The 21,322-nt window shown below is 67.4% G+C and carries 17 protein-coding genes; 14 read left to right on the forward strand and 3 right to left on the reverse strand.

Features of this window, described 5'->3' with window-relative positions; genetic code table 11:
- Positions 1 to 51: 51 nt before the first annotated feature.
- Positions 52 to 4,626, reverse strand: coding sequence for a YadA-like family protein (locus tag ACVOLJ_RS17955; RefSeq protein ID WP_481564751.1), 4,575 nt, complete (start codon positions 4,624 to 4,626; stop codon positions 52 to 54).
- A gap of 868 nt (positions 4,627 to 5,494) precedes the next feature.
- Positions 5,495 to 6,475: an AraC family transcriptional regulator gene (locus ACVOLJ_RS17960; RefSeq protein ID WP_475279042.1), complete on the reverse strand. Its 981-nt coding sequence runs from the start codon at positions 6,473 to 6,475 to the stop codon at positions 5,495 to 5,497.
- Between the two features lie 691 nt (positions 6,476 to 7,166).
- On the opposite strand from ACVOLJ_RS17960, the gene ACVOLJ_RS17965 reads away from it, so the two are divergent.
- The 13 genes from ACVOLJ_RS17965 to ACVOLJ_RS18025 all read left to right on the forward strand — a co-directional run bounded on the left by ACVOLJ_RS17965 (position 7,167) and on the right by ACVOLJ_RS18025 (position 19,738).
- On the forward strand, positions 7,167 to 7,352 hold the full coding sequence (locus ACVOLJ_RS17965; RefSeq protein WP_475279043.1) for a Flp family type IVb pilin: 186 nt from the start codon (positions 7,167 to 7,169) through the stop codon (positions 7,350 to 7,352).
- 99 nt (positions 7,353 to 7,451) lie between these two features.
- Positions 7,452 to 7,997, forward strand: a complete 546-nt coding sequence (locus ACVOLJ_RS17970; RefSeq protein WP_475279044.1) for an A24 family peptidase — start codon at positions 7,452 to 7,454, stop codon at positions 7,995 to 7,997.
- Positions 7,994 to 8,464, forward strand: coding sequence for a TadE/TadG family type IV pilus assembly protein (locus ACVOLJ_RS17975; protein WP_475279045.1), 471 nt, complete (start codon positions 7,994 to 7,996; stop codon positions 8,462 to 8,464). The genes ACVOLJ_RS17970 and ACVOLJ_RS17975 overlap by 4 nt, the downstream gene beginning before the upstream one ends.
- A gap of 23 nt (positions 8,465 to 8,487) precedes the next feature.
- Positions 8,488 to 9,537 carry a Flp pilus assembly protein CpaB gene (cpaB, locus tag ACVOLJ_RS17980; protein WP_475279046.1) on the forward strand — a complete coding sequence of 350 codons (1,050 nt, stop codon included), beginning with the start codon at positions 8,488 to 8,490 and terminating at the stop codon, positions 9,535 to 9,537.
- 18 nt (positions 9,538 to 9,555) lie between these two features.
- Complete coding sequence (locus tag ACVOLJ_RS17985; RefSeq protein WP_475279047.1) at positions 9,556 to 10,914, forward strand: type II and III secretion system protein family protein; 1,359 nt, start codon at positions 9,556 to 9,558, stop codon at positions 10,912 to 10,914.
- Positions 10,915 to 10,942: 28 nt separating this feature from the next.
- The gene (locus ACVOLJ_RS17990; protein ID WP_475279048.1) at positions 10,943 to 12,199 is read left to right on the forward strand and encodes a CpaE/TadZ family protein; all 1,257 of its coding nucleotides are present in this window, start codon (positions 10,943 to 10,945) and stop codon (positions 12,197 to 12,199) included.
- Entirely contained in the window at positions 12,184 to 13,533 is a 1,350-nt protein-coding gene (locus ACVOLJ_RS17995) for a CpaF family protein (RefSeq protein WP_475279049.1), read from the forward strand. Before ACVOLJ_RS17990 ends, ACVOLJ_RS17995 begins: the two co-directional genes overlap by 16 nt.
- 2 nt (positions 13,534 to 13,535) lie before the next feature.
- On the forward strand, positions 13,536 to 14,483 hold the full coding sequence (locus ACVOLJ_RS18000; RefSeq protein ID WP_481564752.1) for a type II secretion system F family protein: 948 nt from the start codon (positions 13,536 to 13,538) through the stop codon (positions 14,481 to 14,483).
- A 28-nt stretch (positions 14,484 to 14,511) separates the two neighbouring features.
- A complete protein-coding gene (locus tag ACVOLJ_RS18005; RefSeq protein ID WP_475279051.1) occupies positions 14,512 to 15,441 on the forward strand; it encodes a type II secretion system F family protein in 930 nt (309 codons plus the stop codon).
- A 5-nt stretch (positions 15,442 to 15,446) separates the two neighbouring features.
- Positions 15,447 to 16,322, forward strand: a complete 876-nt coding sequence (locus tag ACVOLJ_RS18010; RefSeq protein ID WP_481564753.1) for a tetratricopeptide repeat protein — start codon at positions 15,447 to 15,449, stop codon at positions 16,320 to 16,322.
- A complete protein-coding gene (locus ACVOLJ_RS18015; protein ID WP_475279053.1) occupies positions 16,319 to 16,774 on the forward strand; it encodes a DUF3613 domain-containing protein in 456 nt (151 codons plus the stop codon). Before ACVOLJ_RS18010 ends, ACVOLJ_RS18015 begins: the two co-directional genes overlap by 4 nt.
- Before the next feature lie 8 nt (positions 16,775 to 16,782).
- Complete coding sequence (locus tag ACVOLJ_RS18020) at positions 16,783 to 18,933, forward strand: TadG family pilus assembly protein (protein ID WP_481564754.1); 2,151 nt, start codon at positions 16,783 to 16,785, stop codon at positions 18,931 to 18,933.
- A 100-nt stretch (positions 18,934 to 19,033) separates the two neighbouring features.
- A complete protein-coding gene (locus tag ACVOLJ_RS18025) occupies positions 19,034 to 19,738 on the forward strand; it encodes a DUF2968 domain-containing protein (RefSeq protein WP_475279055.1) in 705 nt (234 codons plus the stop codon).
- Between the two features lie 56 nt (positions 19,739 to 19,794).
- Here ACVOLJ_RS18025 and ACVOLJ_RS18030 read toward each other — a convergent pair whose 3' ends face one another.
- Positions 19,795 to 20,193 carry a hypothetical protein gene (locus ACVOLJ_RS18030; RefSeq protein ID WP_481564755.1) on the reverse strand — a complete coding sequence of 133 codons (399 nt, stop codon included), beginning with the start codon at positions 20,191 to 20,193 and terminating at the stop codon, positions 19,795 to 19,797.
- Between the two features lie 190 nt (positions 20,194 to 20,383).
- Here ACVOLJ_RS18030 and ACVOLJ_RS18035 point away from each other — a divergent pair, with 190 nt between their 5' ends.
- Positions 20,384 to 21,208, forward strand: a complete 825-nt coding sequence (locus ACVOLJ_RS18035) for an alpha/beta fold hydrolase (RefSeq protein WP_475279057.1) — start codon at positions 20,384 to 20,386, stop codon at positions 21,206 to 21,208.
- Positions 21,209 to 21,322 lie beyond the last annotated feature (114 nt).

Consider the following 21,322-nt stretch of genomic DNA (forward strand, 5'->3'; position numbering starts at 1 on the left):
TGTAGACGTTGCCCTCGGCACCGGGTCGCCATTGCGACCCGGCGCGGGCGATCACCACTGGATACCGGCGCCGACGGCCACACCGGCCTCGCCACGGCTGTTGGTGGAACCACTGAACTTGTAGATCCAGCGGCCTCCTTCGGAGACACCGGAGATGCCCAGGGCCACGCCGGATTCGCCGTTGTAGCTGCCCGCGGCGATCGAGGCCATGTTGCGGCCCGCTTCGCTGGGCTGCGGCAGCGACGCGGTTGCCATCGCCGAGGCGATGCCGGCCGACGCACGGTTGTCGGTCTTGCGCAGGTCGCGCTCGAAGCCGCCCATGCGCTCATCAGTATAGGCCTTGGACCAGTCCAGGGTCTGCGCCATGCCCGACTTCAGCTGGTCGACATTGACCGCATCGGTGCCGGCGGTACCGGCAGCGACGTTGCGTACGGTGGTGGGGCCGCTGCCGGTGCTGCCCAGGGTGACGCTGTTGTAGTTGGTGGTGCCGTTGGTGGTGGTGTCGTAGCGGATCGTGCCCTGCTGCGAGGCCTGCAGCTGGCGCACGTTCACCGCGTCGGTGGCCTGCGCGCCGTCGGCCACGTTCACCACCTGGCGCTCCGCACCGGCAGCGCCGACCGACACCGTGTTGGCGCGGTTGGCCACCGAACCTGCGCCCAGCGCGACCGAGTTGTCCGCCTGTGCCTGCGAACCATTGCCGAGGGCGGTTGAGTTGGCACCTGCCGCGGTGGAACCGGCGCCGCCGGCAGCGGAGTTGGCACCGCTGGCAGAGGGGTCGGCCAGGTTGTTGCTGTTGTTGGCGCGGAAGCTGCCCGCCACGTTGGTGATGTTCTGGATCTTCTGGTCGGTGTACGACTTGGACTGGTCGATGGCGTAGTTCACGCCGTTCTTCAGCTGCCCGACGTTGGTCGCGTCGTGGTCATCGGAACCATCGGCCACATGGGTCACCTTGCGCTCGCTGCCGGTGCTGCCCACGGCCACTTCACCGGCCGAGTTGCTGCCGCCTGCCGGGCCGTAGGCACCGGTGTAACCGGTCTGCGCGCCGACGCTGGCCACCGAGCCGGCGCCCAGTGCAACGCTGTTGCCCGCGCTGGCGTTGGCACCATTGCCGACCGCCACGCTGGACGCGCCGGCGGCACTGGCCTGCGGGCCGACGGCGAGCGCTTCGGCACCGCTGGCGGTGGCCGCCGCAGCGGTCGAATTCACTGCCAGGTACGGGCTGCCGCCGCCGTTGGTGATGCGCTGGTTGAGCACCCGCAGCGAGCCATCGACCGCAGAGAACGCGGCGGTGACATTGCTGTAGTCGTTGCCGGTAATGGTGCCATCGGTGGCGATGGTGGAGATGTTGAAGGTCGGCGCCGTCCACAGCCCGGTGCTGCCGTTGTAGGTGGTGCTGCCACCGAAGTAGTTGGCCACCGTCTGGTGCGTGCTGAACAGCTGGTCGCCGGTGATGGCATCGGTGCTGCCGGCCAGGATGCTGCCCGCTGCAACGTTGGTCACCTTGACCGGGGCGCCGCCGGTACCGCTCAGGGTGACCGTGTCGACCACGTTGCCACTGCCATCGATATCGTATTTCACTGCGCGCTTGTCCAGGTCGTCGGTCTGGTCGGCAACGTTGGCCAACGAGTTGCTGACCGCGTCGAATGCCGTGCCGACATCGTTGTAGCTGCCCTGGCTGACGGTGCCGTTGGCAGCGATGTTGTTCAGCGTGTAGGTCGGCGCACTGACCACGCCATTGGCATCCACCGCGGCACCTCCGCCGAGGTGGGTGGCCACGGTCTGGTTGGCCGCAAACAGCTGGGCGCCGTTGATGGCTTCACTGCTGGCGGCGCTGATCTGGCCAGGGCCGAGGTTGCGCAGCGTGGTGGCCGTGCCGGCCTGGCCCAGCGTGGCGCTGGCGTAGTTCACGCTGCCATCGCCGTTGACGTCGTAGCGCAGGGCGCCCTGTTCCGAGGCCTGCAGCTGGCCCAGGTTGACCGCGTCGGTGGCAGTGGTGCCGGCGGCCACGTTGGTGACCTGGCGCTCGGCCCCGGCCGCGCCGATGGACACCGTGTTGGCACGGTCGGCCAGGCTGCCGGCGCCCACTGCAATGCTGTTGGCAGCCGTCGCCTGTGCGTTGGTGCCGACGGCGATCGAATCCGCACCGCTGGCCAGTGCCTCCGCACCGGTGGAATTCACCCGCAGGTACTTGGTGCCGGTGTTGCGGATGTCGTTGATCTGCGTGTTGAGGTTGACCAGCGAGCCATCCACCGCATCGAACGCATCGGTGACGTTGTCGTACAGGCCCGGGGCGACCGCGCCGCCGGTGGAGATGGTGCTGATCTCGAACAGCGGTGCGGTGAACGTGCTGGTGAGCGGATCGAACGCGGCACGGCCACCGAAGAACTTCGCCATGGTGTCGTTGCTGGCGAACAGCTGCGCGCCATTGATCGCCTCGCTGCTGGTGGCATTGACCGCACCGGCGGCGAGATTGCCGATGGTGGTGGTGCCGGTGCCATTGCCCAGCGTGACGCGGCGGTAGTCCGGGTCGCCGGCGCCATCGAGGTCGTAGGTGACGGCGGCCGCGCCGACCGCATCGATCTGGCTGATGGCGCCCTTCAACTGCGCGACATTGACCGCATCGGTGTTGGCACTGCCGGCAGCAAGGTTGGTGATCTGCCGTTCGCCACCGCCTGCGGTACCGACCGACACTTCGCCGGCCGACACCTGTGCGGCGGTCAGGCCATAGGCACTGTAGCTGGCCTGGGCGCCGCGCAGCGCGGCCGAGCGGTAGCCCAGCGCCACCGAATTGGCCTGGTTGGAGGTGCTTTCCGCGCCCAGCAGGGTCTGGCCGTTGGCCGTTCCGCTGGCACTGTCACCCACCACCACCGAATGCCCCATGCGCGCAGCATAGTCAGCGGTCGGCACACCGGTGGGATCGGTCGGATCGTTGGCGCCGGCACCGGGGAAGGCAACGCTGGCATCCACCTTGGGCAGTTCGTGGCGTGCATTGGCGCCGATCACCACTTCCTTGGAACCGTTGGCATAGGCACCATCCCCCATCAGCACCTGGTAGTCCTGCGCGGCGTTGACGGCCCAGCAGGAAATGTCGGCCAGTGCGATATCCAGGCACTTGGCGGCCCAGGCGGGGGAATCCTTCGGCAGCAGCAGGCCGAGCAGGCCACCCGGGTTGCCGTTGTTGATGTTGTAGATGTAGCTGTCGGAAGTGACGCCGCCGATCAGGGTGAGGTGCGAACTGCCGCCAGTGACCGCACCGCCCAGGCCATTGAGCGTGGTGCCGACCGGGGTGGCGTTGACCACCGGCAGGCCCAGCACGTTGACCGTGGAATAGGTCTGCATGACGTTGGCGGTGCTCAGCTTGAGGTTGCCGTTGGACAGGTAGCCGGTGCCACCGAACAGGCTGGCGGTGGTCGGACCGAGCAGTTCGGTGACGCCCCCTACCAGGCCGCCGGTGCCGATCACCAGGCCGGCATTCGGATCGGCCGCAGCGGGTGCCTTCGGGCTGGTCGGCGGAATCGCCGACGGCTTGGTCAGGCCGAGGCTGCCCAGCGTATTGCCGACCAGGCCGCCGACGGCGCCGCCGAGGTTGCCGACGGTGCCGGCAAGATCGCCGTTGAGCAGGCTGCCGACCGCGTTGCCGACACCATTCAATGCGGTGCCGACCCCGTTCAACACGCCACCCAGGCCCAGCGCGGTGGTCTGCGCGCCCACCGCAGCGGTGCCTGCCAGCTTGAGATTGCGATCGGCCACCACTTCCTGGCCATCGACGCCCTGCACGCGCACCTTGCCGGCTACACCCGTATCGAACGCCGCGGTGATCGCGCGGTCATCGATATCGCCCGGCAGTTCTTCCTTGGCCGGCAGTACGACCGCAGCGGTTGCATCCACCTGGCCCTGCCCTTCAATGTGCCTGCCGGCAACCGCCAGCTGGCCATCGATCTTGCCATCGACCGCGGCCTTCAGGCCGGTGGGCGCGGTGGCGACAGCGGCAGCGGCCTGGGTGCCGGCCTCGATCGCTGCCAGTGGTGCTGCGCCGCCGAGGGCCACCTTGGCCTTCGCGTCGGCCTTTGCCGCAAGCGCCAGTGGCGCCTGCGCGGCAGGTGCAGCGCTTGCCTTCAGGGACGCACCTGCGTCGACAGCGGTTGTGCCTGCGACGTTCAGACGTGCGTGCACATCGGCGGCCAGCGCCGGTGCTGCCACCTGCTGCGGTGTCGTACCCGCGCCCAGCTTCACCTGCACGGTGGCTGGCAGCACATCGCGCACGATCGGCAGCGAGGTGGTGCTCAGCTGCAGGCCAACGCGTGCATTGGCATCGATGGCCGGGCTGGCCTGCGCCTGACGTGCTGCGGCAGCCAGCGCCACCTCGGCGTCCACCTTCACCGGCATCGGCTGGGCATAGCGGGCAGCCAGCGCCTGCAGGTCGCGCAGCGACTGATTCGATTCAGTCGCGGCCGCTGGTCCACTGGCCAGGATGCACAGCAGTGCGAGCGCCAGCGTGCTGGGCATCAACAGTGCGGTGCGCGGATCACGTGGTGCGGTGCCACCGCTATCGCCGGTGGCCAGTTCCGAAGCCACGACCAGAGCATTGAGCTGGCGGTTCCATACACGCCGGTAGATGCGGTTCATGAGCATTTCCCCCGTAGGCGGACTACTTGAATGTCAGTGGACTTGCCGTTAGGCAGGTGACTGACATTTCGCGCCTTTCAGGAGAGGCCGTGCACTTCATTCCGGCAGGGCAATCGCGCATTCCGGCAAATCCACGACCGGATTCGGCAGCCGCATATGCAAAACCGGCAGGGAGGGCCGGCCGGGCTGCCGCCCGGCACCCGCAGAGGCCAAAGCCAAAGCAAAAACGGGGCTATCGCGGATGGCGGAGTGGGTCCGGTTGTGGGGGCGCTGCAAGTCCCCCTCCGGGGCCCGGCCCAGCCGCTGGCGGCTGTGCGTTCGGGCGCTTGCGAAGCGATGCTTCGCAAGCAAAGCGCCCTCACCCCTGTAAGCTCGGTCGCCGCTTGCTCGTGTGCGCTGTCCTGCGCACACGGCAAGACCGGGGTTGGGCGTCCTGCCCAACCCGCCCGAGGCATGCCTCGGGCCCATGCGGCTCACGCCCCCACAACCGGACCCACCCCGCCTTCGACAGTTTCCCGCGCGCTTTGGATGTAGCGCCGTGCCATGCCCGGCCGGGAAAGTCGGATCATCAATTTCGATTTAGATCGAAATAATCTGAAAGACCAGGATTCATTGGAATGCGCAAGGATGCATGCAAGCTTTCTCCAGCCGTCACCGGGAAACTGTCAGGGGCGGGGCGGTGTGGGCTTGCAGGGCCGTTGGCGCCATGGATGGCGCCATCGAGCCCCCAAGGGACGGGTTTACGGCGTGTCCTGCAGGTCCACACCGCCCCGCCAACCCACAGAAAACCCAGAGCCGGCTGTTGCTCTGGCTGTTGCTTTGGCTTGACGCTTCGGCGGGTGCCGGGCGGCAGCCCGGCCGATACCACTCACGCCGGCTGGCCGAGCTGCGCGGGCGCGCGCATCAGGGTATCGCGCGGCAGTTCGCCAAATACCTTGCGGTAATTGTCCGCAAAGCGCGATAGATCCCACAGACCGCAGCTGAGGGCGATGGCCTTCACCGAGCGCCGGTTGGAATCGGCCATCGACAGACTGCGGCAGGCCGCGCACAGGCGCAGCATCGACAGATATCGGTTGGGCGAAGTACCAAACAGATCTTCGAACGCGTACCGCAGGCCGCGCTCGCTGACTCCAGCCGCGTCACAGATCTCATTCATATAGATGTTGCGGCGCAGGTTGAGGCGCATGAAGTTCTCCGCCCGTTGCGCGATCAGGTAATGCGTGCGCCTGGCGCGGCTGCAGCCTGGCCGGTCCGCCGCGCCTGCAGCGAGCAGCGCCTGGATGTGTTCGTGCAGCAGATGCTCGGTTTCTTCCGGCTGCAACCCGCCCCCCTGCCCCAGCTGCAGATGCAGCTGCTGGTAGTGGCGTACCAGGGGTCCTGCGTTGCCGGCCGGATTGAACAGCGACAGCGCCTGCCCTGCCGGCGGCGTGCTGCGCAGGCTCAGCTCGGTCAGCTTGCGCTGCACGCGCGTGACCGGCACCAGCATCAGCGTCATCTGCGTGCCAGGGCTCAGGGTGAACTCACTGATGCCTTCGGGCATCACCGTCAGCGCCATGCCGGGCGTCAGCGGCACACCATGGCACCAGCTCAAGGCATCGTCGGTGGTGTGCAGATACCCCAGCATCGCCCAGTCCGGCGGCAGCATGAAACGGCCACGGCAATGGAAACCACAGCTGATGCTGCAGAAAAGCGCTTCCTCGTGAACCCGTGAAGCAAATGCGGCGCGCGGACCATTTCCATCGAGCAGCAACAGTTCAACATCGCACACACGAAGCACACCACTCAGCGTGGCCAGGTCGATCGACCTGAGATCGCCGCCGTCGTTGTCGTCCACCCCACCATCGACCATGACAGTGTCGTCCCCCGTTGGTCTGCTGCGCGACCCCGCCCCCACTGCCTGACAGGGCGTTCGCCGTTTCCAAGAGCATCGTCCGTTGCCGCGATGGTCACCCGTCGGTGTGCGCGACCATCGCTGAAAATGCAAAACCTGCTCCCCGAGTATGCCCGATTATCGACAGGCGTAAACAGGATGATCCGGGACGATGGGATTATCAGCAGCGTGAAGAAAATGTGCGCGCCCGTGGCACGGATTTCGCATGCGCGGAAACTCCACTCACATTATCTGCACGTCCATGAATCGTTGTGACAGGAATCGGATTTGCGTCACAGATACGCCCCGGCAATTTCAGGATCGCGGCGTTTCTGCCGAATTTGCATATAGGTTCCGGTTGCAGGGAACCGCCATTCAGGCAAAGTCGAATACACGGTGATCTGGCTGCGCAGACTGCGGCCACACCCAGGGGGACAGCATGACCATGCACGCACGATATACCGCTACCCGCACCGGCCCGGTGCCGTGCGATTGCGGTTGCGTGGCCGCTGCCCTGCCTGGCAACGATCACCCTGCTTGAGCACGGCGGGAATACCCGCCATGCAACCTCCGCCAGGATGGCAGGGGCCAAGGGACGGTCCCGGCGGAGCCGGGCCACCGCCCATGCAGGTGTCCTGCCGCAACTGACAGGTAGAGGGAGACAACCGTCATGAACGCATCGATCCGCAAGTTCCTGAAAGAAGAAGATGGCGTGACCGCGCTCGAATACGGGCTGCTGGCCGCGGTCATCGCCGGCATCCTGATCGTGGTGGCGCGCGAACAGATCACCCTGTTCTTCACCACGCTGTTCACCCGCCTGCAGGCCATCGCCACCGACGCAAGCAGCGCCGCCTAGCCGCAGCGTGCGTGCCCCACCGGCGGTCGCTGCCAGGGCGGCCGCGGTGGCCGAAGAGGTGAACTGCAAGCGTCCATTGATGGACGAAGAGGGTGTGCGATGACAGTGCTGGGATTGTTGGCCATCGGAGTGTGCCTGCGCATCGCAATCAGCGATCTGTATGCCCGCCGGGTGCCCAATGCCTGGCTGCTTGCCGCGTGTGCGATAGCGGCCGTGCAGATCATCGCCAGTCAGTTCACTGCCATGCGCATCGACTGGCTGTCACATCTGCTGGGCGCGATCATCGGCCTGCTGGCATTGATTCCCTTCTACGCGGTGCGCTGGATGGGCGCTGGCGATGTGAAGTTCTTTGCTGTGCTGGGCCTGCTGCTGGGCCTGCATGCACTGCTGCCGATCTGGGTCATGGCCAGCCTGGCTGCGGGCGCCCATGCGGTGCTTGTGCTGCTTGCCCGCCAGCTGGCAGGCCACCTGCCGCTGCGACTGCAGATGCAGGTCAGCCGCGCAAGCACCCAGTGGCACGAGCGCCCTGCCCTGCGCGGACTGCACGCGGCACGCCAGGGACGACAGGGAATTCCCTATGCGGCCTACCTTGCCTTCGCGGCCATTGGCTGGGTGCTCGCCACCACTTACGGAGGCATGGCATGAACGCATCCCCGCGCCGCCAGCGTGGCGTCGCCAGCATCGAGTTCGCGCTGATGCTGCTGCTCGGTCTGGTGCCGCTGTTGCTGTTCACCTTTTCCGGCGTCCTGATCATGGCCGCGCAGCAGACCCTGGCAACGGCGTCGGCCGAAGGCGCCCGCGCATCGTTGCGCTTCGCCAGCACCGGCGAACGGCGTACCGCAGCCTGCCTGGCCGCGCGTCGCTCCATGCAATGGCTGCTGCAGTTTTCAGGGCAGAACCCGGACTGCAGCGGTGGCGGCACCGGTGCCATCGTGGTTTCACCGCAGGCGCCGTGTTCCGGCCTGCCCACGGTGCAGTGCATGACCGTGACCGTGAGCTATGACTATGCCGCCCACCCCTTCCTGCCCGGCACCGCCACGCTGTATGGCTGGGTGATGCGGGCCCCCATCCGCAGCGTCGCGGTCGCCCAGCTGGACCTCGGCAGCAACTGACGATCGGTACCGGAGACGATTCCATGCTCAAGTTGACCCGCATCGCCGCCATCGCACTGATCGCCCTTGCCGTACTGCTGGCCGTGATCGCGTTCGTGATCGGTCGCAGGCCGGTCGCATCCGCCGAACATCCGAGCGCGATCGTGCAGGGTGATGCGCAGACGTTCAGCGTTGTTGAAGCGACTGCGCGCCTGCCGGCTGGCGAGCCGATCAGCGCCAATGGCGTGCGCCTGGCGCGACGCACCAGCGAAGCACCCGGCGCGGCCACCGAACTGGCCGCGGTGATCGGCAAGGTGCCGGTGCAGGACATCAGCGAAGGCAGTGCGATCGGCGCCAACGTGCTGGCGCAGGGCTTCTCGCTCCAGCTGCGCCCCGGCGAGCGCGCACTGGCGGTGCCGGTCGATGAACTTGTCGCGGCAGGCAACCGCATCCTGCCAGGCGATTTCGTTGATGTGTTCCTCAATCTGCGCAGCAGCGCCAGCGCCTACAGCGGCCAGCCGGACATCGCGCAGACGCGGCTGCTGCTGTCGCGCCTGCGCGTGCTCAGCTACGGCCAGCAGGACATCGCAATGGCGCCGCCGGCCGCCCAGGACCAGGCGCCTGCCACGGCACACAACGACGCACGCGCGGCCGACATCACCCAGGGTTCCGGCAACCGCAGCAGCGGCAGCGGCAGCGAGGCAACGCAGCCGGCGCGAACGGCCGTGCTTGCCGTGCCGGTGGCCGATGCCAACCGCCTGCTGCTCGGCGCGCAGCAGGGCAAGCTGTTCCTGGCCCTGCGCAACCCTGCAGACGCCGGCCTGCCCGACCTGGCGTTGTTCCCGCAGGCGCGCGGGGTACTGGACCCGGTGCGTGGCCTGGACAGCGAGCAGCAGCTGGCGCTGCAGCGGCCCGAGAACAACGCTTACGCCGGGCTGGATGGCGATGCGCTGGCCGGCCGCGGCAGCAGCCCACAGCGCAGCAACGCGGACGTGGCGCCGCGCGCGCCGAGCAGCCCCCGCCGCGTGGCGCCCCGCCCCGCTGGCATCGAAATCATCCGTGGCGACACCGCCGCTCCCCGTGGCTCCCTTTGACCCTCCCCGAGAGCGCACATGACTGAACGCTGCCACCGCAGAAGCCCTACTGTCCGCCAACGCTGGCTGGCCCTGTTGCTGGTGCTGCTGGCACCCGGTGCGAGTGTGGCCGCCGACGATCTGCTGTTGCAGACCCGTGAACAACGGCCGTGGACGCTGCCGGCCGACCTGGAACGGGTTGCCATCGCCGACCCCGGCGTGGCCGACATCGTGATGCTGCGCGGCCAGCGCCAGGCACTGCTGGTCGGCAAGGCGCCCGGCACCACCACCCTGCTGCTGTGGCACCGCAGGCAGACCGAGCCACAGCGCGTGCAGGTACGCGTGCAGAGTGCCGTGCAGGGCGCGGCCGATGCCGGTTCCAGCGGACTGGTGTTCACCCAGCAGGATGGCCAGGGACTGCTGCAGGGAAGCACTGACAGCGTGCTGGCGCACATGCAGGAGCAGAAGACCGCCGTGATGGCGCTGGGCAAGGATGGCAGCCTGGCCGACGCGTCCACGATCGCCAGCGGTGGCGTGGTGCAGGTCGAGGTCAAGGTGGTTGAGTTCAACAAGACCGCGCTGAAGCAGATCGGCATCAGTTTCCAGAACCGCAACGGCGACTTCGCCTATGGCATCGCCCGTCCCGGCGGCATGCTGCCGGGCAACACCGGCATCCTGCCCGGCATGCAGGAAGGCAATTCCAGCAACGAGGCGGAATCACCGATTTCATCTGCGTTCCGCCTGGTGTTCGGTTCGAGGAAAGGGCTCTGGAATGCCGACGTCGATCTGCTGCAGGCCAATGGCATGGCCCGCGTGCTGGCCGAACCCACGCTGGTGGCACTGTCGGGCCAGAGCGCCAGCTTCCTGGCTGGCGGTGAGCTTCCCATCCTGGAGCCGCAGGGACTGGGCACCACCACCGTCACCTACAAGCCGTTCGGCATCGGCCTGACCGTCACCCCCACCGTGTTGGGACCCGGTCGCATCGCGTTGAAGGTGGCACCGGAGGCCAGCGACCTGGACTACACCAATGCCATCGCGCTGAACGGCGTGCAGATTCCCTCCATCACCACCCGCCGCGCAGACACCACCGTCGAGCTGGGTGATGGCGAGAGCTTCGTCATCGGTGGACTGGTCAGCTCGACCGTCGCCTCGACCGTCAACAAGATTCCACTGCTCGGCGATCTGCCGATCATCGGCTCGTTCTTCCGCAACTTCGACTACAAACGCCAGGACAAGGAACTGGTGATCATCGTCACCCCCCGGCTGGTGCAGCCGATCGCGCGCAATACCGAGCTGCCACTTCCGGGTGATCGCGAGGCCAAGCCACACATGCCCGAATGGGGCGCGTGGCTGCTTGGCCCGATCAGCCGCGACCCGGTGCCCGGCTTCTCGCGCTGACCCACACGATGCCCCTGGTAACCCGCCCATGCCCTACGCCACTGCCCTGCCGCTGCATCCGCAAGGACCACCCATGAACCTGGTCCTGTACGGCATCGACCGCGAACTGCTGCCGCGGCTGGCCGCCAAGCTGCCGCCGGCGACGGCATTGCATTGGCAGGACAGCGGTCAACCGACATCGGCGCAGGACCTGCAGCGCGGCCCGCAGAACCTGGTGCTGCTCGACTTCCGTCCCGAGCATGCCTCGGCATCGACGGTGCTCGCCCAGCAACTGCAGCAGACCCAGCCCGAGCTGACCCTGGTGGCCGTGGGGGCGACCAGCGCCGGCCAGGTGGAAGGGGTGGTGATGGCCCTGCGCGCGGGCCTGCGCGACGTGCTGGACCTGGACAGCGACAACACCGGCATCGAGGCCGCCCTGCGCCGCGCCCTGTCACCGCGCCCTGCAGCCACCGCGCAGCAGGTGCACAAGGCGCGCTTGATCGTGCTGCTGGGGGTGCGGGCCGGCGTCGGCACCAGCACCCTGGCCGCGCATCTGTCGGTGCTCGCCCAGCAGACCCACGCGCTGGCCCAGGGCGAGGCCGCGGTGCAGGACGGGCTGCTGATGGAACTGGCACAACCTGCCGGTGATCTGGCCCTGTACCTCAACCTGGACAGCCGCTTCCATTACGAAGATGCACTGCGCAATGCCAGCCGCATCGACGCCACGCTGGCGCGCACGGCAATGGCACGCCATACCAGCGGCCTGGTGCTGCTGGACCGCGCCAGCGGCAGCGATGCGCTGCCACCGTCCGATCCGGGCGCATTGCTGCAACGCCTGCGCGGCGTGTTCGCCAGCGTGCTGTGCGATGCCGGCGGCTGCCCGCTGCGGCAGTTGCCGCCGCTGCTGCTGGACCAGGCCGACGAAATCTGGCTGGTGGCCGATGCCTCCATCGCCACCCTGGTATCGCTGGACCATGCACTGAAACACCTGTCCGGCCAGCGCGACCGCGAGAAGCGGCTGCAGCTGGTCATCAACCGCCACGACGACAGCAGTGGCATGAGCCCCGAACAGATCGCGCGCCGCTTCGAGCTGCCGCTGCTGGCCACCCTGCCCGAGCGGCCGCGGGTGCGTGCAGCGGCCAGCCACGGCCACCTGCTGCTGCAGGACGCACCGCGCGACCCGTACCTGCGTGCCCTCGCCCCGCTGGTGCAACGCCTGGACCCGGCAGCCTGCCCGGTGCAGACGCAAGGCCTGCGGGAAAGACTTGCCCTTGCCCTGGGTGGATCGCAATGGAAGACAAAGTGACCCCGTTCCCGCACATCGTCGCCCGCAGCGCCGCGCCGGACCACGCGCCAGGCACCTTGCCCTTCGCCCAGACCGAGCAGTACCAGAAAGTGCTGTCGGCCGCGCACGAGCACCTGCTCAACAGCATCGAAGACGAACGCATCGACATCGATTCCTGGGCCCCTGACACCATCGCCCGCTGGGTGGAGGTGCAGACGGTTAGTTTCATCCAGGAATGGCGCATTCCCATCAACGAGGAAGAGATGCAGGTCGTTGCCGAAGGCCTGGTGAAGGAGCTGACCGGCTTCGGCCCGCTGGACGATCTGCTGCACGACCCGAGCATCGAAGACATCCTCATCAATGGCTTCAAGGATGTGCATGTGTCGCAGGGCGGCCAACTGCAGCGCGCACCGCAGCGGTTCACCGACGACACCCACCTGCTGCGCATCCTTCGTCGCATCATCGCGCCGCTGGGCCGCCGCCTGGATGATTCCAACCCGATGGTCGATGCGCGCCTGCCCAACGGCGGGCGCCTCAACGCGATCATCTCGCCACTGGCCGTGGACGGCCCGATGGTGTCCATCCGCAAGTTCCGCAAGGACCCCTTCACCCCCGACGAGCTGCTGGCCAAGGGCACCTTCGATGCACCGATGCAGGCACTGCTGAAGGCAATGGTGCTCGGCCGCTGCAACATCCTGGTTTCCGGTGGCACCAGTTCGGGCAAGACCTCGCTGCTCAACGCGCTGGCCAGCTACGTGCCGGCCAACGAGCGCGTCATCACCGTGGAAGACACCGCCGAACTCTCGCTCAACCATCCGCACGTGGTGCGGCTGGAAAGCCGCATCGGCGGTGCCGAGGGCCAGGGTGCGGTCAGCATCCGCGACCTGGTGCGCAACAGCCTGCGCATGCGCCCGGACCGCATCGTGGTGGGCGAGGTACGTGGCGCTGAAGTCCTGGAGATGCTGCAGGCGATGAACACCGGCCACGATGGGTCGATGGCCACCATCCACGCCAACTCGCCACGCGACTGCCTGTACCGTATCGAGATGCTGGCCGGTTTTGCCGGCTTCCAGGGCAGCGAAGACAGCCTGCGCCGGCAGATCGCCAGTGCCATCGATTTCATCGTGCAGATTTCGCGCCTGGGCAGCGGTCGCCGCGTACTGGTGTCGATCACCGAGATCACCGGGGTCAGCGACAACCTGATCACCACCCAGGAAATGTTCCGTCACGAAGTGCAGATCGATGGCAGCGGCAAGGAGATCGACCGCTGGATCGGCCTGGGCTTCCAGCCGCACTCCCACAAGCTGGAGCCGTTCCGCCAGCTGCTGCGCGAATCGTTGTACGGAGATTTCTGAGCATGAACATGGGTGTGCTGCTGGGCGTGTTGAGCATCGTGTCGGTGCTGCTGGCGCTGGCGGTGTGGCTGTGGGGTTCGGCAAGCAGCCGCGAGCAGCGGCAGGCCTCGCTGCAGCACACCGAGCAGCGCCTGGCGCGCGGCACCGGCGCGGCCAGTGGCGCGGCCCCCAATGAATCGGCACGGCAGGCGCCGCTGCCGCCGACCAGCCGCCGTTCCCTGCCCTGGGATGGCCTGCTGCAGCGTGCCGGACTGACCACGGGCTGGAAGCTGCCCGTGCTGGTGCTGGTGCCTGGCATCGCGCTTTCGCTGTTCGCCGCACTGCGCCTGGGCACCGCATGGATGTTCCCGCTGACGCTGCTGCTGTACCTGATGGGGTGCTGGTTGTGGCTGATGCGCCGCATCGGCAAGCTGCAGGCGCAGCTGCTGCACCAGCTGCCCGACTTCCTCGACAACCTGGTGCGGCTGACCGCGCTGGGCAACAGCCTGCAGGCCGCCTTCCAGGTGGCATCGATGCAGGCCAACGCGCCGCTGCGCGGCCTGCTCGACACCACCGTGCGCTATGCCCGTGGCGGCATGGATCTGGACCGTGCACTTCACCTTGCCGGGCAGCCCTACCGCATGGACGTGCTGAAGGTACTGGCGGTGGTGATGGGCGTGAGCGTGCGCATCGGCGGCCGCGCGGACCAGATCCTGCAGCGCATGGGCGACTTCATGCGTGATCTGGAACAGGCCCAGCAGGAGCTGGCCGCGACCACCTCGGAAACACGCATGTCGGCCTGGGTACTGGGCCTGCTGCCGCCGGCCAGTGCGGTGCTGATGGCGATCGCCAGCCCGGATTTCTTCCAGCCGATGCTGCACGACCCGCTCGGCCACAAGGTCCTGCTGATCGCCCTGGGCATGGAACTGACCGGCGCCTTCCTGCTGTACCGCCTGGCCAAATCGCTATGAACATCCCCACCCGCACGGGAGACCCGCGATGAGCGCCAGCATCTGGTTCGTGGCCGCACTGCTGGTCCTGGCTGCCGGCGTGGCCCTGCTCGGGCTGGGCAGCTGGGTGCGCGGCCATCGCGAGGACCGCAGCGCGGCAACCCTGAAGACCGCGCTGCGGCCGCGCGACAACGAAGACGGCAGTCCGGACGCACGCAAGGATTCACTGGGCTGGCTTGAACAGTTCGGCCGCGGGGTAAGCGGCGGGCGCCTGGAGGCGGCACTGCTTGCCGGCGAGGACCGCCTGCTGCTGGACCTGGCCGGCTGGAACACCCGCCGTGGCACGGCCATCTATCTGGGCCTGCGCCTGTTGCTGGCCGTGCTGGTACTGGGCGTTGCCCTGGCGGCCAGCGATGCCACCGGGCTGTCACGGATCATGGTGGTGATCGGCGCGCTCGCTGCGGGGCTGCTGCTGCCCAAGTTCGCGCTGAGTGCCTGGGTCAAGCGCCGCCGCCGCGCGGTGAACAGCGAACTGCCACTGCTGATCGACCTGCTGCGCCTGCTGCAGGGCGTGGGCTTCAGCATGGACCAGAGCCTGCAGACGCTCGGCGACAAGCTGCGCGACGCACTGCCGGTGCTGGGCGCCGAGATCCAGGAGGCGAACGTGTCCTACACCCATGGACGCACCCGCGCGCAATCGCTGCGGCGCCTGAGCGATGTGTACGGTGATGATGACCTGTCCAGCCTTGTGCAGTTGATCCTGCAGGTGCATGCACATGGCGGCGCGGTACAGGAGCCGCTGCGGCAGTTCAGCATCCGCCTGCGCGAACAACGGCGCAATGCGCTGAAGGAAAAGGTCGGCAAGCTCTCGGTGAAGATGACCGTGGTGATGATGCTGACCCTGCTGCCGGCGCTGATGCTGGTGCTGGCTGGACCGGCGCTGGTCGCGCTGGCCACTACCTTGTCGAAAATGGGATGACCTTCATGCCTGTCCTGCGCTCCGCCTGCCTGACGATTGCCCTGCTCGCCACCGTTGCCGGCTGCAGTTCGACCGCGCCCAAGTACCTGCGCGCGCCGAGCCTGGCCGAACCCACGCCCGCACCGCAGGACAGCCGCAATGCCTACCTGGAACTGATCCAGCGCATGCAGCTGCAGGGCGCCTGGTATGCATCGCTGGCCCACGTGGATGCGTTCCGCCAGCGCTACGGCGATTCGCCCGCGCTGCGCCTGCTGCAGGCCGATGCGCTGCGCCAGACCGGGCAGATCGATGCCGCGCTCGCCCTGTATCGCGAACTTGGCAACGGGCCACAGGCGGCCGCCGCCGCGCACGGCATGGGCCTGATCGCGGCGCTGCGCGACGATGATGAAGGCGGCGAGCAGGCGCTGGCACGTGCCACCCAGCTGCAGCCGCTGAACACCGATTACCTGGGCGACCTTGGCTATGCGCGCCTGCGCGCCGGGCGTTTCGAGCAGGCGCGCGAGCCGTTGGCAAAGGCGCTTGAGCTGTCGCCGGGCAACGCCAAGGCCACCGCCAACCTTGCCTTGTGGGCGCTGTTGCGCGGCGACACCGCTACCGTGGAACGACTGGCCCAGCAGGCCAGCTTCAGTGCGCAGACCCGCCAAAGCGTGGAACAACAGGCCCAACAGATCCGTGCGCGCCTGCAGCAGCGGCAGGCGGTATCGCGCGCCAGCGCCACCCCGGACGCCGTGGCCCTGGTGCCGCGCCCTGCCGCAACGGGTGCGCGGCTGGCCGCCGAGCCCCGCCGGGACGGCCGCGGCAATCGCGATCCTCCGCGCCTGCCGCCATCGATGCTGGAACGCTTCGGCACCACCGACCACCCCACCGGGAATACACCATGACCGCGATGCCATTGATCCGTCGCCTGCTGCCGCTGCTCACCTGCGCGCTGTTCGCCGCCGGTGCGCAGGCGCAGACGTCCCAGCAACCACTGACCGGGCAGATGCTGGGTGGAACTACGCCCGCACCCGCGACAACACCACAGCACAGCGAGCCGGTGACCACCGTGGACCTGACCGCAGCGCCCCCGGTTGCCCCGTCCGTGCCGACGCCGGTGGCCCCTGACTTCGGTGGCATCCAGGCGATCCCGGTTCCTTCGAAGATCGGCGATACAACCCGCGGGCTGCTCCGGCTGCAGGCATCGGGCCAGGTTGCCGGCCCCCGCCTGCCGATCCTCGGTGACCAGGCCACCGCCAGCTACGCGCGGTACCTGAAAAGTTTCCAGTACGAGATTCCCCAGTTCTTCGAAACCGGCGTCACCCAATCCGCAGGATCCTCCCGGGCCGGACGCTGAGGTCTGCCATGAACCGCGCACGCCACATCAGCTTCAGTCGTCCCCGCGGCGGCATGTCGGTCACCATGATGCTGGTGATGATCGCGCTGCTGGCGATGCTTGGCCTGGTCGAGATCGGCTTCCTGTTCTGGGCCAAGCGTGATGCACAGAAGGTGGTCGACCTGGCTGCCCTTGCCGGCGCACAGCGGCTGGACCTGTGCCGTGCCGACAATGCCGACAACAGTGCCGCGCGGCAGAGCGCACTCACCCAGAATGCGTTCCGGGGTGAGCTGCAGATCGAATGCGGCAACTGGAATGCCAGCCGCACGACTGTGGACCACTTCGACCCCGTGGTGAGCGCAGGTAATCCGCGCAACGCCGTGCGGGTGATTGCCGAGCGCGGGGTCGTACCGTTCTTCGGCCAGAACCGCACGCTGCCCACCCTGCGCGTGCAGGCCGTCGCCAAACGCTCGGAACCGACGGCGGTATTCGCGGTGGGTTCGCAGCTGCTGCGCACCAACAGCGACTCACCGCTGATGGGCGCGCTGCGGCTGGTCGGTCTGGATGTCAGCAACGCGACCGTGTTGTCCTACAACGGCCTGGCCCAGGCCACCATCACCCCGTCCGGGCTGCTGGCCGCGCTCGGCATCCCGGTGACCGCCGACCTGAGCGTGGCCGACTTCAACCGGCTGCTGTCGGTAAACCGTATTTCACTGGCGCAGCTGGTGAATGCCACCGCCACGGTGGTCGGCCGCAACACCACCGTCGGCGTGCAGCTGCAGGCCTTGTCCAACCTGGTCGGTACCCAGCTGGACATCAACAAGCTCAACATCCTGCTGGGCAGCGAGAACGGTGGCGGCGGCCTGTTTGCGCAGGTGATCTCACCGGATGGCACCATCGGCAGCGCACTGGAGTCGAAGGTCAACGTACTGGACCTGGTCACCGCCGCCATCTCGATCGCCAACGATGGCAATGGCGTGCAGGTACAGGGACTGAACCTGCTCGGCATCGAGGTCAAGGCGGGCGTGGTGGAGCCACCGTCCATCGCCATCGGCGGCGTCGGCGCACGCGCCTACAACGCGCAGGTACGGCTGATGGTGGACGTGGACAGCGATCGCCTGTTCGCGATCGGGCCGCTGTTGAGCCTGCTGGGTACCCGCCTGCATCTACCGCTGCACCTGGATGTGGCCAACGCAATGGGCACGTTGAACAGCATCCAGTGTGGTGCTGCGCCCCCGACAGCCACCATCCAGGTCGACTCATCGGTGCTGCGCGCCTGCGTGGGCAGGATCAACGACGCGGATCGCTTTTCCAAGAGCAACGTCTGCGATGCAACGCTGCAGAACGAGCAACTGCTGAAGTTCCTGGGGCAGCCGCTGATCAATGACAAGATCACCCTGCCCGCGCTGACCGGCACCCAGGACCTGACGCTGGCCGCCGGCCAGACCGGCTCCACCCGCATCAATCCGCTGGCGGTGGGCACCGCCGTATCGGACCTGGTCGGCGAACTGCTGCGCGTGCTGTCGGGCATGCTCAGCTCCCCCAAGCAGGGAATGAGCGCCAACGATACCGCCAAGGCGCTGGCAGACCGCTACCTGCAGGCGGCCTTCCCCAGCGGTGGCCGCTACAACGTTGACCAGGTCATCCCGCTGCTGCGTGATGGCGACCCGGCCCGCAACCTGGCACCGCTGGGCAACTGGACCGTTACCAAGGGCGTACCCAAGCCCTGCCTGATCGGGATCACCACCTGCTGGGAGGATGGTTCGGTCTGGGCCGGCTACCGGGCCACCGTGACCGGCCAGGGGCTGGGCCTGCTCGACGGCCTGCTCGGTTCACTGGTGGGAGGCCTGCTGATCAACCGCTGCGACAGCCTGCTGGGCAACCTGCTCAACTACAACGGCTGCGTGCGCACCAACCTGGCGTCCTACATCCAGACCGCACCGGCCGGCTTCCTGGACGAGGCCGGTGGCGGCGGTGTCACCACACCCGGCAACAACGTGACCTGCAGCGGCCTGCTGTGCGCGGTACTGAACCCGGTGCTGGCCGCGCTCAAGCCAGTGCTCAACAGTGTCGGTACGTTGTTGACCAATACACTGGCCAGCCTGCTGGGGCTGGAACTGGGCCGTACCGATGTCAGCGTGCAGTCGATCCAGTGCAGCTCGGCACAGCTTGTATTCTGACCGTCGCGGTGCCGGCTTTCGTCGCCCACGCCCATGCTAGACTCCGGGCGGGGGAACCACTTTCATTTCAACCCACACTACATCCGTGGATGGTCAAGACATGCGAGAAACTTCAGGGGGCACCGTCTTCGCCCGGTATCCGCGCGGCGCAGCACTGCTGGCCGTAGTCATGCTCGTGGTGGCGCCATCGGCGCTGGCCGCACGCGGCGATCGCAGTACCGCAGCCGAGCCGGCCAGGTCCGCGCCGGTGGTGCGCAATACCGTCGATGAACTCAAGCAGTTGATGGATGCGCAACAGCTGACCGAGCTGCGTACCACCTACAACGGCAACTACGGCGCCAGCCTGCTGTTCAACGCCAACACGCTGACCTACTACGTCGCCCTGTTCCAGGAGAAGAACTTCTGGCGGGTGATCAAGACCGATGCGGTGGACAATGCAGAGCGCGTCTACCGCACCTTCGCGCAGCAGTCCGAACAGCTCGCGCAGGTCTACATCGACACCACGCGCCTGGAAGCCGGAAAGCGCTACACCGAGCGCCTGGTGGCCTACAACGAAGAGCGCCTGCGTACCCTGCAGCAGGAAATGGAACAGCAGCAGGCGCAGTCGGCACAGGTCAGCGCAGCACTGCAGCAGGCCCAGCAGCAGGCGGTCAGCCTGAGCACCGACGTGCAGAGCACCAACAGCCAGCTCGACGCGCTGCAGCGCCGGATCCAGATCCTGCAGGCCGAACAGGGCAATCCCGAGCTCAGCCTGCCCAAACCGGATGCGGCGTCGGTACCTGCTGCCGCCAGCGACGGTCACTGAGGCCTTCGCGCACCGCATTTGAAAACGGCACCTTCGGGTGCCGTTTTTCGTTGCGCTCAACGACAGGCAGCACGCACAGCGTCGTCCAGCTGCCGGCGCTGCAGGTAATCCAGCCTGCGCGGCCTGGCCAGCGTCGCGGCCTGCTGGCGGCGTACCCGCTCACAGCCCCGTGGATCGTCGTTGATCGATATCAGCGCGCCCTGTGCGTGGCCCCGCCGCGGTTTCCGCACCGGCCCGGCGCGACCGGAAGCGACCGGCGGTGGCACCGCCGCGCGCGGTGCCGGACGTTCCGCCTCCACTTCCCAGCGCCACTCCGCCCGGCCCTGGCAAGGCGTCTGCTGATAGACCGGTTGGGCAGCGTCCACGCACTTGTACACATTGGTCTGTGCCGACACGGCGACGGCCCACAGCAGCCCCGTCGGCAGGAAACACTTCAAACATTTCAACAGTGACATGTCGAGCCCTCGCGCCATCGATCGCCATGATTGCCACCGGCACCGGGCGCCTGCCAGAGCGAGTCGCGTCAAGGTGGCGAAGACGCCAATCCGGCACAGCCGTGCAATGCCCGCAGCGGCATCTGCGCTGTACTGCCGGCGCCGGACATGGTTTCCGGCGACTTCCCTCCCTTCCGCCAAGGAACCTGCAATGAGCAATTTCGTGACCGTCAACGACGGCGCCCGCATCTTCTACAAAGACTGGGGCACCGGCCAGCCTGTCGTATTCGCCCATGGCTGGCCGCTGTCCTCCGACGCCTGGGACCCGCAGATGCTGTTCATGGGCCAGAACGGCTACCGGGTGATCGCCCATGATCGCCGCAGCCATGGCCGCTCCAGCCAGACCTGGGACGGCAACAACATGGATACCTATGCCGACGATCTCGCCGCCGTGCTCGATGCGCTGGACCTGAAGGACGCGATTCTGGTCGGCCACTCCACCGGCGGCGGCGAAGTGGCCCACTACATCGGCCGTCATGGCAGCCAACGCGTGGCCAAGGTCGTGCTGGTCGGTGCGGTGCCACCGCTGATGCTGAAGACCGCCGGCAACCCGGCAGGCACCCCGCTGGACGTGTTCGACGGCATCCGCAAGGGTACCGGCGGCGATCGCTCGCAGTTCTTCCAGGACCTGGCCACCCCGTTCTTCGGCGCCAACCGTGAAGGCAACGCCGTCACCCAGGGCATGCGCGATACGTTCTGGCTGCAGGGCATGCAGGGCGGCGTGAAGGGTCAGTACGACTGCGTCCACGAATTCTCGGAAGTGGACTACACCGCCGACCTGCAGAAGATCGATGTGCCGGCGCTGGTGGTACACGGCGATGACGACCAGATCGTGCCGTTCGACGCGTCGGCCAAGCTGTCCTCGCAGATCATCAAGGACGCCGAACTGAAGGTCTACGCCGGCGCACCGCACGGCCTGACCCTCACCCATGCCGACCAGTTCAACGCCGACCTGCTGGCGTTCGCACGCAAGTGACCTGCCGCGGGGGGGGCGGTGGGGGGCGGCCGGGGGGGGCCGTAGCAAACAGCCCCGAGCCGGGCCCGGCCCGCCAACCCCGGCCCGGCGCGCCCGGCGACATCAGCAATATCC

It is taken from the genome of Stenotrophomonas sp. STEN046 (assembly GCF_056759755.1).